Genomic DNA, 13,241 nt, shown 5'->3' on the forward strand with positions numbered 1-13,241 from the left:
CATATGGATTTTGTTCATATTGTTGCTCTTGTTCTTCATATTGTTCTGTATATCTTTGTTCTTGTTCCTGCGCCTGAGGGTAAAATGGTTGTTGTGGGTAAGGCGGTTGATTATTATAGAACATATTTATTCCTCCTTCATGATGATGCCTACCACCTAGTGTATGGGCGGACAAGAAAATATGTGATGAAAAAATGCGGGCGTGTTACAATAAGTAACTGGGTGAAGATAAAATGACAAAACAAGAAAAGATAGAAAAAACAATTACTTTTGTAAAACATATTTTAGAAAAAGATGCGAGTGGGCATGATTGGTATCATATTGAGCGCGTACATAAACTGGCGATTTCTTTATCCGAGCAAGAAGGAGGAAATCGTTTTATAATTGAAATGGCAGCATTACTTCACGATGTGGCAGATGAGAAGTTAAATGAAAGTGAAGAAGCAGGAATGAAAAAAGTTTCTGATTGGTTAGAAGAGTTACATGTTGAAGAAGAGGAAAGTAAGCATGTTCTTCATATTATCGCCAATATGTCTTATAAAGGTGGTCATGGCGGTAAAGTGGAGTCAATTGAAGGGAAGATTGTTCAAGATGCAGATCGCTTAGACGCTCTTGGTGCAATTGGAATAGCTCGCACATTTGCGTATGGCGGGGCGAAAGGGAGATTAATGTATGATCCAACTATTCCTCCTCGTGAAGTGATGACGAAAGATGAATATAGAAAAAATAATGACCCATCTTTAAATCATTTTTATGAAAAACTTTTAAAACTAAAAGGCTTAATGAATACGAATGCAGCAAAACAAGAGGCGGAAGTTCGTCATCGTTATATGGAACAGTTTATTGAACAATTTATGAAAGAGTGGAATGCACAAATATGAAAATGTTAACTGTGGAAAACTTATCAAAATCATATGGAGAAAAACCGTTATTTGATGGATTATCATTTAGTATTGCAGAAGGACAACGTGCCGGAATTATCGGTGTAAACGGTACTGGTAAATCAACTTTATTAAAAATTATTGCAGGGGCAGAAATTCCTGATACAGGTGATATGACTCATTCACGTGGATATACAATTAGTTATTTATCACAGCAACCAGAGTTTGATGAACAATTAACAGTATTAGAGCAAGTCTTCCATGGTGATACACCTTTAATTCGTCTTCTTCGTGATTATGAAAAGGCGCTATTACATATCGAAAAAGATCCAAGTAATGAAAAGGTACAGGAACAATTATTTGCAGTGCAACAACGTATGGATGCGATGAGTGCGTGGGAAGCAAATGCGAATGCAAAATCGTTATTAACGAAATTAGGAATTACTGATTTCACAGCAATTGTTGGAAATTTATCTGGTGGACAGAAAAAACGTATTGCGATGGCGCAGTGTTTTATTGAAACACCGGATCTATTAATTTTAGATGAGCCTACGAACCATCTTGACCATGAGACAGTTGAGTGGTTAGAGGAATATTTAGCAAGGTACACAGGTGCGGTATTACTTGTAACCCATGATCGTTATTTCTTAGATCGTGTGACGAATCGTATTTTCGAATTAGATAATGGAAAATTGTATAGTTATGAAGGAAATTACAGTACGTTTTTAGAAGCGAAAGCACTTCGTGAAGAACAAGAACTTGCGCAAGAATCAAAACGTCAAAACTTATATCGCCGTGAACTAGCGTGGATTCGCCGTGGTGCAAAAGCTCGTTCGACAAAGCAAAAGGCACGTATTCAACGATTTGAAGAGTTAAAAGGTCAAGAAGGTCCAGCTGCAAAACAGTCAGTTGATATTGCGCTTAGCGGTAGTCGCCTTGGGAAAAAAGTACTTGAGTTAAAAGATGTAACGAAAAAATTTGGCGATAAAACAGTATTAAACAACTTCAATCATATCGTGAAACCAGGCGATCGTATCGGAATTATTGGAGCGAATGGAAGCGGGAAATCTTCGCTATTAAATATGCTTGCAGGTAAAATATCTCCTGATAGTGGTGAAATTGAAGTTGGACAAACAGTAAAAATTGCTTACTATACGCAAGAAAATGAAGAAATGAATTTAAATCAACGTATGATTGAATACATTAAAGAAATTGCGGAAGTTATTCATACGACAGATGGAAAAGTAATTGGTGCGTCTCAAATGTTAGAACGTTTCTTATTCCCGCCGCATTCACATGGTACACCTCTTGGCAAATTATCTGGCGGTGAAAGAAGACGTTTATACTTATTACGTATATTAATGGGAGAACCGAACGTACTATTACTAGATGAGCCTACGAATGATCTAGATACACAAACATTAACGGTGTTGGAAGATTATTTAGAAGATTTCCCAGGTGTCGTTTTAACTGTATCGCATGACCGTTACTTCTTAGATAAAGTAGTAGATGAATTGTTCATCTTTACGGGAGAAGGAGAAGTGCGCGAATTTCTAGGTAGTTATACGGATTACTTAGAAATGGAAAAAACGAGAGAACTTATTGAGAAAGCGGAAGTACAGAAAGAGAAAAAAGTAGTAGAAGAAGCACCGAAACAACAACGTAAGCGTAAACTTTCATATAACGAGCAGCGCGAATGGGAAACAATTGAAGATACAATTGCGGAACTTGAAGAAAAGCTAGAATCAATTGGAGAAGAGCTTGCGAATGTTGGTTCTGATTTTACGAAAGCGCAAGAATTGTCTGAAGCACAGCAAAAAACAGAAGAAGAGTTAGAAAAAACGATGGAAAGATGGAGTGAACTATCCGACATTGTTGAAGGATTAAAATAAAAACAAGCTGCATATATTGAAAAGTAAAGAGAAAAACTTTACACTATTGGTAGAACCTATTTTAGGAGGGAAAAAATGAGAACATCTAATCCAATGTTGAAAAAAGAGGCATTCCGTAAAGAAGGAGCAAGTGCTTCTGCGATGACTATTGGCGGAACAGTAGGCAAAACGTTTATTATGCTTATCTTGCTACTTGCAACGTCTGTCTATTCATACATACAGATGATAGAGGGTACGATGAAGATGCCAGTATTAATTGGCGCTTTAATCGTTGCGGCAATCATCGCATTTGCGTCTATGTTCTTCCCGCGTATTTCACCTTTTGGTGCACCAATCTATGCGGCGGTAGAGGGGGTTGTATTAGGTAGTATTTCAGCTGTTTATACAATGAAGTTTGGCGATTCTATTGTTTTAAATGCTGTATTACTAACAATCTCAATTCTATTTGCGATGTTAGTGTTATATGCAACACGCGTAGTAAAAGTAACGGATAAATTCCGTACAGGCGTGATGGCAGCAACACTTGGAATTGCGGTTATGTATTTAGTCGTATTTCTACTAAACATGTTTGGTGTAACTGTTCCGTACATTCACCAAGGTGGTACGATCGGTATTATTATTAGTGCAGTTGTTATCGTAGTTGCTGCATTAAACTTATTACTAGATTTCGATTTAATCGAAAATGGTGTACGTAGTCAAGCTCCGAAATATATGGAGTGGTACACTGCAATGGGACTAATGCTTACATTAGTATGGTTATACTTAGAAATTCTTCGTTTCGTTTCTTACTTTACGAAAAATGACTAATAAAAAAATCCTGCGTGAAAAATGCAGGATTTTTTTATTTTCAAAGATATATTGATGATGTGGTATAATATGGATGTTGGTAACCTTAAATTGAAGGGGATGGAATATGATGAAAGAGAAGAAAGGGATTATGAAAAAACTATTTTCTAAAAGTTTTTTCATAGAACTAGATGATGCTTTAACGTATCCATCGGGAGAAGTTATTACTTCAGCTATTGAAAGTTATGCAGCTGAATGTAATGAACAACTGAAATTTGAGAGTAAAGTAAAACCGATAACTTTCTACTTAGAAGAAGTATTATATCGTGCGGAAGTAAAGATGGCCCGCGGAGGATATTACATTTCATGCAGTGAAGTATAATTTTTTGAAATCTTACATGTTTAAAGTATGTAAGGTTTCTTTTTAGTTTTTATAAGGTATAAAAATATATTTTTTATTATAAAGTATATTATTTTAAGCTTTTTACCCTTCATATATTTTTCTTTACAATGAAGAAAAATATGAGAGGTGGTATAACTTATGATGAATCGAGTTGTATTAATCGGTAGATTGACAAAGGAGCCAGAATTATACTACACAAAGCAAGGCGTCGCGTATGCACGAGTATGTGTTGCGGTGAATAGAGGTTTTCGAAATAGCTTAGGTGAGCAGCAAGTAGATTTTATTAATTGCGTCGTATGGAGAAGGTCAGCTGAGAATGTAACTGAATATTGTACGAAAGGTTCACTTGTTGGAATTACTGGACGTATTCATACGAGGAATTACGAGGATAATCAAGGAAAGAGAATATATATAACGGAAGTTGTGATTGAGAGCATTACATTTTTGGAAAGAAGGAGGGAGGGCGCATCGTAAGAAGAGGGCTTAGTAATATAGCCCTCTATCACTTTTGATTGATCCCTTCCCAAACAACATCTAATTGTTGGTTGAGTGTATTTTTCACGTTTATTTCATTAGCATGTAATAGTGAATGGGACATTAATGTATAAAAATAAGTACTCATAATAGTAGAAGTGATAATATATATATCCCATTGACTGTTTAATTTTCCTGTCTCTTTCGCCTCTGTAATAATTGCAGACAAACCTTCTTGTAGCTGCTGTATACTTTTTACTTCATTTTCTACTAAGTAATTAGACTTTATAATCTCAAAGACGGCATGCTTCATTAAGTCACCATGTCCAGTAAAACGGTCTAGTAAGTCTCCTAGAACAAGTTTAATTCTTTCTTTTGGATGTTCTACATTTGCATATGTTTTTAAACTTTCATTCCATAGTTCAATTTGAGAATCACCTAAAAATAATAATATGTTTTCTTTTTTCGGAAAGTAATTGAAGAAAGTTCCTTTTGCAATCCCGCATGCAGTAGTAATATCTTGAACCGTTACATTTTCGTACCCACGTTCTTGGAAGAGTTGTACTGCTTTTAGGAATATAAGTTCTTTTAATTCTTTTTTTCTCGTTTCTCTCAGCATATAATCTACTCCTAACACAAACAATTATATCTGTTTAATAGATAATCTCAAATAAAATCTTACTTCATGATTAAGTTTAATGTAATTGAAAGAAGGATAGAGAATGCTGTTTCTTATTATTATTATAAATGAAAGTTATATAGTTCATGTGCTTGCCTTTCAGAAATCCATTTTGGAATACGTTTCATTACTTCATTTCTTACTATAGTTAAAGGTTTACTTTCTATTTGCGCCATTTTTCCAACTGTCCACGCAGTGTTTGAGATTTTTTCAATTCTATCTCGTCTTTTTTGTTCGTATTCTATAAATGCTTGACGATAATGGGCATTATTTTTGATGCATTCAGCCAAAATAATCGCATCTTCAATTGCTTGGCAAGCACCTTGGCCTAAATTCGGAGTAAGTGCATGGGCAGCATCCCCAATAAAAACGATGCGTTTTTCAAAAAACTGATTCATTGGCATAATGTCTACAATATCACGATGAATCATATGAACGTCCGATGCATTATGCAAAATAGATGGTATGGGATTGTGGTAAGATTTGAAATGATTATATAAATCTTCTGTTGTGTAAGCTTTGTATTTTGGATCTCTAGCTTTCGCGTTTATGAGCGCATACCAGTATACTTCGTTGTTGGGAAGAGGGACGATACCAAATCTACCGTTCGTTCCCCAAGTTTCAATAAAATCATTTGTTAAAGAAAGATTATTAGTAGGAGTTATGCCACGCCAACACGTATATCCTGCATAACGATAATTATCCCTTTGTGTTACTTGTTTTCGAACGACAGAATGAATACCATCGGCAGAAATCAGTATATTGCCAAATGCTTCACTACCATCTTGAAATACTATTTTTAAGGCGTCTTCCTCATTTCGTTCTATTTTTACACATTCTTTTCTCCATTCGACAGTATCTTCTTGTAGTTCAGAAAGTAGCAATTGATGTAAATCTTTTCTATGAATAGAGTACATTTTTGGATAACAAGATGGGATAATCAATTTATTGAAAACAGTTCCTTTTTCGGATACAAGGTTAAAACCGTCACTTTCGTTGCCGAATTTTTTGATTTTCTCAGAAATTCCGTATGGCTCAAGTGCTTGCATTGCATTCGGAGCAATGATAATACCCGTACCAGCAACAGTAGGCTCAGTGTTTTTATCATATACTTTTACTTCTATTCCTATTTTTTGTAAGGAAATTGCTGCGCAAAGTCCAGCAATACCGCCACCAATAATTATGACATTGTTCATTTGTTATCACTCCACCTTTGAATGACTTTGTTCATAAAATGACCTTGGTCATTTTATGAGTTAAGGTTAATCCCTTTTTATGTAATTGTCAATTATACTTTTAACTATAGTTATGGAATGATTAGGTGAAAATAGAATGAATGAAACTTCCCAGCAATGTAGAAAAGTAAATAGTAAAATTAAGCATCCGAGTAGGAGTATAGAGTGATAACATGTTACAATACAGCTAAGAACATGCAATAAAGGAGAGTTTTTTACGTGAAGATTAAAGCAATTGAACCGACGCCAAGTCCAAATACAATGAAAGTTATTTTGAATGAAGTATTACCATCAGGAGCACGTAATAATTATACAAATGAAAATAAAGAACAAGCGCCAATGCAAGTGCAAGAAATTTTGAAAATTGAAGGTATTAAAGGTGTATATCATGTAGCCGACTTTTTAGCAGTGGAGCGAAATGCAAAGTATGACTGGAAAGTTTTATTACAGCAAGTTCGTGCTGTTTTTGGCGAAGAAGTAGTAGAAGAAAGTGAAGAACAACAACTTGCTCATTTTGGAGAAGTGAAAGTATTTGTTCAAATGTTCTTTACTATCCCAATGCAAGTAAAGTTAACAGATGGAACGACGGAAGAACGTGTTGGTTTACCTGACCGTTTTAAAGAATCAATTATGAAAGTTCAAATGTCTGCACCAAACGTTGTAAAAGAACGTAAATGGGTGGAACAAAGTACACGTTACGGTAATTTTGAAGAAATCGGGAAAGAAGTAGTAGAAGAGATTGTTGCTGCTTATCCGGAAGAACGTATAAATGAAACGGTCAAAGAATTATTAAATCAGGCAGGTGCTGTTGAAGTAACGATTCAAAAGCGTGAGCCATATAAAGTAACAGAAGAGATGATGAAAGATGCTGACTGGAAAAAACGTTTTGCAGCTTTAGAACAAATGGATCCTACTGAAGAAGATATTCCAGTGTTGAAGATGGCGTTAGATGATGAAAAAGTTTCGATTCGCCGTTTAGCAACAGCATATTTAGGTATGGTAAAAGGTGATGAAGTATTACCGTTATTATATAAAGCCTTATTAGATCGCTCTGTAAGTGTTCGTCGTACTGCAGGAGATTGTTTATCAGATGTAGGTGATCCGGCGGCGATGTTCGTTATGATTAAATCTCTGAAAGATCCAAGTAAATTAGTACGCTGGCGTGCAGCGATGTTCTTATTTGAACTTGGAGATGAAAGTGCAATTCCAGCATTAAAAGCAGCGCAAGATGATCCAGAGTTTGAAGTAGCAATGCAAGCACGTCTAGCGTTAGAGCGTATTGAAGGCGGAGAAGAAGCAAAAGGTTCTGTATGGAAACAAATGACGGAGTCTCGTAAAGGGGAATAATGTATGATTGTTTTCTATGATAGTTGGTGTCCGATGTGTACGGCGGTTGCAGAACGTACGAAGAAATTAGATAAAAAGGGTAAGGTGAAATTTGTTTCATTTCGAGATGAAGATGTAGTTGAGAAGTATGAACTTTCTCAAGAACTACAAAGTAAGATGGAACAAAGATTGTATATTTTTAAAAATAATAAGTGGTATGACGGCATTCATAGCATACATGTATTAGCAAAGTCCATTCCATCTTATTGGTTTGCGGTGCCTTTTATAAAGCTATCTATCGTACTTGGATTTGGAAATAAAGTATATGATTATATCGCTAACAATAGAAAACTTGTCCCAGTTGGACATTGCCGCGGTGGGGTTTGTGAAATCCCTACAAAAAAATGAAATCATCGTTATCTTTCTTTTGCACCTATTAATAGAGCGTGATATGATGAATTTGGAATGAAAGTTGAAGGAGAGATTGCAAGATGTCAAATGCTTATGAAGAATACATGCGCCAAATGGTAATCCCAATGCGTCAAGAATTAGTGCGTTCTGGGTTTGAAGAGTTAACTACAGAAGAAGCTGTAACAGAATTTATGGAAAACACAACAGGTACAACTTTAGTAGTTGTAAACTCTGTTTGTGGTTGTGCAGCTGGTTTAGCACGTCCATCAGCAGGTCAAGCAGTTGTTCGTGCTGAAAAACAACCTGATCATCTTGTAACTGTATTCGCAGGTCAAGATAAAGATGCTACTGCAAAAATGCGTGAATACTTCGGAGAAATTCCTCCATCTTCACCATCTATGGCATTATTAAAAGGAAAAGAAGTTGTTCACTTCATTCACCGTCATGAAATTGAAGGTGCAACTATGGACGAAATTATTACGAACTTAGAGCAAGCTTTCGAAAAGAATTGCTAAAGAAGGGGGAGAGTAAATCTCCCTCTTTTCTTTATATAGAGGTGAAACAATGATAGTAACAACAGCAGGAAGAACGAATAAAGAAATGATAGATTATGCAAAGCGGGTAGCCGCAGAATTAAATCGTTCATTCGTTAAACGTAATGATATACCAGTACATAAACTGCATGAGCAGTATGAACAAGATGTACTTGTCGTAGGCAAAAATCGATTAGCCATTTATCCAAAAGGAACAGAGGAGTCGTTTTTCTTTCATCCAAACTCAGCGATGTTTCGTGTGAAGAGATTAATGCGCGGAGAACACGATCCGTTCGTACAAGCTGCTAAATTAGAAAGCGGAATGACAGTGTTAGATTGTACGCTCGGTATGGCATCAGATAGTATTGTGGCTAGCTATATTGTTGGTGAAAGCGGAAAAGTAACCGGACTTGAAGGCAATGAGTATATGGCTTATATTATGGAAAATGGTTTGAAAACATGGTCTTCATCCGTTTCTGAAATTGATAAAGCAATGCAACGAATTGATGTAAAGCAAACTGAGCATTACGCATTTTTAAAACAATGTGAAGATAATAGTTATGATGTCGTATATCTTGATCCGATGTTTGAAGAAACTGTTATAGAATCAGATGGAATAAAAGGATTAAAACACTTCGCTTTGTATCATGATATTACTGATGAAGCAATTGCGGAAGCGAAGCGTGTGGCTAGAAAGCGTGTCGTTCTGAAAGACCATTTCCGTAGTTCTAGATTTGAAAAACATAATTTTTACGTATACAAAAGAAAAAGTGCTAAGTTTCACTTTGGTGTAATTGACCCTTGCTAATTGTTTGAAAAGATGTATAATAAGCAATAATTAATTAAATATACTGTCTGTGATGAAGAGAGTAGTCTTTTTTAGAAGGAAAGCGAGCTAGGGATGGTGTGAGCCTAGTGCGGAAGAAAAAGATGAAGCGCACTTCGGAGATGCTTCTTGAACGAATAGTAGAGTAAGCCGAGGCCCCCTGTCCTCGTTATAAACGGGAAAGTGGTTCGTAATGAACAACAAGGGTGGTACCACGGGTTCAAACTCGTCTCTTTTTTAGAGACGAGTTTTTTGTATTTTAAAAATGAAGGAGGTTGTAGCATGGATTATAAAAAGCAGTTTGCAGAAAGTTTATCTAATATTTTTACGAATGAATTAACGCAAAAGCAAATTTTAGATTTAATTGAAACACCGAAACAAGATGAATTCGGAGATGTTGCATTTCCATGTTTTTCACTTGCGAAGCAATATAAAAAATCACCAGCTATTATCGCAAAGGAAGTTGCAGAGAAATTAAGTGATCCGTTTTTTGCGAAAGTAGAGGCTGTTGGTCCTTACGTAAATGTCTTTTTTAATCGTGAAACGGTAAGTGATGAAGTATTAAAAACGATTTTAGCGGAGAAAGAAGAGTACGGTCAAAATCATTTTGGATGTGAAAAGACTGTAGTTATCGATTATTCGTCTCCTAATATTGCGAAACCTTTTTCAATGGGGCATTTACGTTCTACAATGATTGGAAATTCACTGAAACATATCGCTGAAAAATGTGGCTATGAAGTTGTAGGGATTAATTATATTGGAGACTGGGGAACACAGTTTGGAAAGTTAATTACCGCTTATAAAAAATGGGGCAATGAAGCAGTAGTGAAAGAGGATCCAATCCGTGAACTATTTAAGTTATATGTTCAATTCCATGAAGAGGTAAAAGACAACGAAGAATTAGAAGAAGAAGGACGCGCTTGGTTTAAGAAATTAGAAGAAGGTGATGAAGAAGCTGTTGAGCTTTGGAATTGGTTCCGCCACGAATCTTTAAAAGAATTTTCTCGTATTTATGAACTTCTCGGTGTTGAATTTACTAATTTTCAAGGAGAAGCTTTTTATAATAATTTGATGGAAGATTTTATTGAGATTTTAGAAGAACATGATTTGCTTGAAGAGTCAGAAGGCGCGTTAGTCGTTAATTTAGAAGAAGAGGGAATGCCGCCTTGCTTAATTAGAAAATCCGACGGTGCAACGATTTACGCAACACGTGACTTAACGGCAGCGTTATACCGTCAAAACACATATGCATTTGATAAAGCGCTATATGTAGTTGGCCCAGAACAAAGTTTACACTTCAATCAATTTTTCACTGTATTAAAAAAGCTGGGTTACACTTGGGTTGACGGCATGGAACATGTACCGTTTGGGTTCATTTTAAAAGATGGTAAGAAAATGTCGACACGTAAAGGAAGAGTTATTTTACTCGAAGAAGTACTTGAGGAAGCAATCGAACTTGCAAAACAAAATATTGAAGAGAAAAATCCAAACTTAAAACAAAAAGAAGAAGTAGCGAAGCAAGTCGGTGTTGGCGCAGTTATCTTCCACGATTTAAAAAATGAGCGTATGCACAATATCGAATTTTCATTAGAAAATATGCTAAAATTTGAAGGAGAAACAGGACCGTATGTACAGTACACACATGCACGTGCTTGCTCTATTTTAAGAAAAGAAAGTGTAGAATTTGAAACGTGTACGTTTGCATTAAAAGATGATTATAGCTGGAGCGTCGTAAAATTCCTAAATAAATTCCCGCAAATAATTGAAGCAGCTTTCAATAAAAATGAGCCATCGATTATTTCGAAATATATATTAGATGTAGCACAATCATTCAATAAATATTATGGTAATGTTCGTATATTAGAAGAGAGCAAAGAAAAAGACAGCAGACTCGCATTGGTTTATGCTGTGACGATTGTATTAAAAGAAGGATTACGTTTACTTGGGGTGGAGGCACCTGAGGAGATGTAACATAGTAGTAAACTGACAAACTGGGTCTAGTATAAACCTGGTTTGTTTTTTTATTGGATATATATTTTTTTTGCAAAATCAATTAAAATCTTTTTAGAGAGGGTGATTCATATTGATTCGAACTTTTATTTTACAAATTCCTTGTCATAGAAGATTAGATAGGAGTTTTTTTAAACTACAAAAGTACATACCTTTATGTGCGCGTTGTACAGGCATGCTTATTGGTATTTTAATGTTTCCAATTTATTTTTATATGACACCTTCATTTCTTTTCGCAATCATACTATCATTTTTCGCTCAAATTCCGTTACTTATCGATGGGTTCACCCAAAAGTGGAAATGGAGAAGTAGCTCAAATTTGCTAAGAATAACTACTGGTGTATTAAGCGGTAATGGTATGGGATTATTCATTTCCTCTGGTGTTATATGGATATTATCTTAAGATATATAGTAATGAAGGTATTTACATAGATGTTCTGGATTTATTTAATTCTAATTTTTATTTCAGGCGGAAGTGGAATTGGTTTTATGACTCAAAATAAGTATACAGAAGCAATAATAGCTTTTGTTATTTGTATACTATTGTTTGGGCTACTGTATTATTATCTTAAAAGAAACAAAAGAAAGAGGAAAGCAGATTGTGACGATTTAGACTGTACGGATTGTTTTGATTGTGATTGTACTTGTTAAATTTTTCTTCCAAATAAAAAGCTAGTGTATTTTTAATAATACACTAGCTTTTTGCTTTGAAATTTTAAGAAAAGTGTAGGAATACGACTATTCTATAGAGAACTTTAGTTTTGTATATAAAAGGAGGCGTTAGATGTTGGAAACGTATGATTGGAACAATAAACTAACATATTTAAAAAACACGAGAGATTTATATTACAACGACGATTATGTAAGCTTTTTAGTAAATACAGTTTGGAAGATTACTAAGCCTGTACATATCGTTGATTACGGTTGTGGATATGGTTATTTAGGCTTAGTATTAATGCCATTACTTCCAAAAGGATCAAAGTATACCGGCATTGATAGTGGAGAAACTTTATTAGCTGAAGCGAGAGCGTTATTTCGTTTACTTCCATATGAGTCAGAATTTATGGAGGGGGATGCTACAGAAATAGAATTAAACGATAAATACGATATAGCAATCTGTCATGCTTTTTTGTTACATATGAGTTCACCAAAAACGATGCTAGAAAAAATGATACATTCAATTAAAAAGGGCGGAAAAATAATCTGTTTTGAACCACATTGGATATCAAATATGTCTTCATACTTTTTAAATGGAGAGAATCAATCGGAAATTATTAGGCTAGGAGCTTTGCAGAATTTATTTGAAAGTGACATGCAGAGAAGCGGAAAAGATGGAAATATTGGTATGAAAATACCGATGTTTTTAAGTGAACTAGGCGTAAAAAATATTCAATGTAGAGTAAGTGATAAAGTGAACTTTTTAGATTCTAATATGCATCATAATGATAAAAACGATTTGTATCAATCATTAAAAGAAGAAGGGATTGCTGGTAATCCCGGTGATAAGCAACAATTTGTAGAACGTTTAATAGACAGAGGATTAACATATGATGATGCGTTAGATCAATATGAAGCTGAACTCAAATTTTTTAGAGCGTTTCATCTACATTCCTCTTTAGTATATGCTCCGAATATGAAAATTACATTTGGTGAAATAGAATGTTAAAGGAGCAATACGATGAAAAATGTCGCTTAATGTCGGTAAGTCGATATTCGACATATAATCGCTGATATAATTTGAAAATCGCCGATATAATTTCATGTACTGATTTCAACTATATAAAA

The 13,241-nt window shown here is 35.0% G+C and carries 15 protein-coding genes and 1 other annotated feature; of the genes, 13 read left to right on the forward strand and 2 right to left on the reverse strand.

The window, feature by feature from the left end:
* Positions 1 to 233: 233 nt before the first annotated feature.
* The 5 genes from MR083_RS18310 (at position 234) to MR083_RS18330 (ending at position 4,436) form a co-directional block, all read left to right on the forward strand.
* Positions 234 to 881: an HD domain-containing protein gene (locus MR083_RS18310; protein WP_000165941.1), complete on the forward strand. Its 648-nt coding sequence runs from the start codon at positions 234 to 236 to the stop codon at positions 879 to 881.
* Entirely contained in the window at positions 878 to 2,773 is a 1,896-nt protein-coding gene (locus MR083_RS18315) for an ABC-F family ATP-binding cassette domain-containing protein (protein WP_014893791.1), read from the forward strand. Before MR083_RS18310 ends, MR083_RS18315 begins: the two co-directional genes overlap by 4 nt.
* A 75-nt stretch (positions 2,774 to 2,848) precedes the next feature.
* Positions 2,849 to 3,580: a Bax inhibitor-1/YccA family protein gene (locus tag MR083_RS18320; RefSeq protein WP_242269681.1), complete on the forward strand. Its 732-nt coding sequence runs from the start codon at positions 2,849 to 2,851 to the stop codon at positions 3,578 to 3,580.
* A gap of 106 nt (positions 3,581 to 3,686) precedes the next feature.
* The gene (locus tag MR083_RS18325; protein ID WP_000975124.1) at positions 3,687 to 3,941 is read left to right on the forward strand and encodes a DUF4318 domain-containing protein; all 255 of its coding nucleotides are present in this window, start codon (positions 3,687 to 3,689) and stop codon (positions 3,939 to 3,941) included.
* 159 nt (positions 3,942 to 4,100) lie between these two features.
* A complete protein-coding gene (locus MR083_RS18330; protein WP_000982033.1) occupies positions 4,101 to 4,436 on the forward strand; it encodes a single-stranded DNA-binding protein in 336 nt (111 codons plus the stop codon).
* A gap of 28 nt (positions 4,437 to 4,464) precedes the next feature.
* Here MR083_RS18330 and MR083_RS18335 read toward each other — a convergent pair whose 3' ends face one another.
* Both MR083_RS18335 and MR083_RS18340 read right to left on the reverse strand, forming a co-directional pair.
* Complete coding sequence (locus MR083_RS18335) at positions 4,465 to 5,055, reverse strand: TetR/AcrR family transcriptional regulator (protein ID WP_242269682.1); 591 nt, start codon at positions 5,053 to 5,055, stop codon at positions 4,465 to 4,467.
* Positions 5,056 to 5,177: 122 nt separating this feature from the next.
* A complete protein-coding gene (locus MR083_RS18340) occupies positions 5,178 to 6,311 on the reverse strand; it encodes an FAD-dependent oxidoreductase (protein ID WP_001066847.1) in 1,134 nt (377 codons plus the stop codon).
* Positions 6,312 to 6,569: 258 nt separating this feature from the next.
* Between MR083_RS18340 and MR083_RS18345 the strand changes: the two genes are divergently transcribed.
* The 8 genes from MR083_RS18345 to MR083_RS18380 all read left to right on the forward strand — a co-directional run bounded on the left by MR083_RS18345 (position 6,570) and on the right by MR083_RS18380 (position 13,122).
* Complete coding sequence (locus MR083_RS18345; RefSeq protein WP_000692569.1) at positions 6,570 to 7,697, forward strand: conserved virulence factor C family protein; 1,128 nt, start codon at positions 6,570 to 6,572, stop codon at positions 7,695 to 7,697.
* Positions 7,698 to 7,700: 3 nt separating this feature from the next.
* The gene (locus MR083_RS18350) at positions 7,701 to 8,084 is read left to right on the forward strand and encodes a thiol-disulfide oxidoreductase DCC family protein (RefSeq protein ID WP_000634898.1); all 384 of its coding nucleotides are present in this window, start codon (positions 7,701 to 7,703) and stop codon (positions 8,082 to 8,084) included.
* An 83-nt stretch (positions 8,085 to 8,167) separates the two neighbouring features.
* Positions 8,168 to 8,602: a BrxA/BrxB family bacilliredoxin gene (locus MR083_RS18355; protein WP_000063712.1), complete on the forward strand. Its 435-nt coding sequence runs from the start codon at positions 8,168 to 8,170 to the stop codon at positions 8,600 to 8,602.
* A gap of 49 nt (positions 8,603 to 8,651) precedes the next feature.
* Complete coding sequence (locus tag MR083_RS18360; RefSeq protein ID WP_000637425.1) at positions 8,652 to 9,428, forward strand: class I SAM-dependent methyltransferase; 777 nt, start codon at positions 8,652 to 8,654, stop codon at positions 9,426 to 9,428.
* 40 nt (positions 9,429 to 9,468) lie between these two features.
* Positions 9,469 to 9,683: a binding site (T-box leader), on the forward strand.
* Between the two features lie 45 nt (positions 9,684 to 9,728).
* Positions 9,729 to 11,417, forward strand: a complete 1,689-nt coding sequence (gene argS / locus MR083_RS18365; RefSeq protein ID WP_242269683.1) for an arginine--tRNA ligase — start codon at positions 9,729 to 9,731, stop codon at positions 11,415 to 11,417.
* A gap of 112 nt (positions 11,418 to 11,529) precedes the next feature.
* Positions 11,530 to 11,859, forward strand: a complete 330-nt coding sequence (locus MR083_RS18370; RefSeq protein WP_000621473.1) for a DUF2085 domain-containing protein — start codon at positions 11,530 to 11,532, stop codon at positions 11,857 to 11,859.
* Positions 11,860 to 11,888: 29 nt separating this feature from the next.
* The gene (locus MR083_RS18375; protein ID WP_000498604.1) at positions 11,889 to 12,107 is read left to right on the forward strand and encodes a hypothetical protein; all 219 of its coding nucleotides are present in this window, start codon (positions 11,889 to 11,891) and stop codon (positions 12,105 to 12,107) included.
* Between the two features lie 136 nt (positions 12,108 to 12,243).
* Positions 12,244 to 13,122 (forward strand): class I SAM-dependent methyltransferase, encoded by an 879-nt coding sequence (locus MR083_RS18380; protein WP_041184750.1) that lies wholly within the window; start codon positions 12,244 to 12,246, stop codon positions 13,120 to 13,122.
* Positions 13,123 to 13,241 lie beyond the last annotated feature (119 nt).

Origin of the sequence: Bacillus cereus group sp. BfR-BA-01408, assembly GCF_022663305.1 — a bacterium.
GTDB lineage: Bacteria > Bacillota > Bacilli > Bacillales > Bacillaceae_G > Bacillus_A > Bacillus_A pacificus.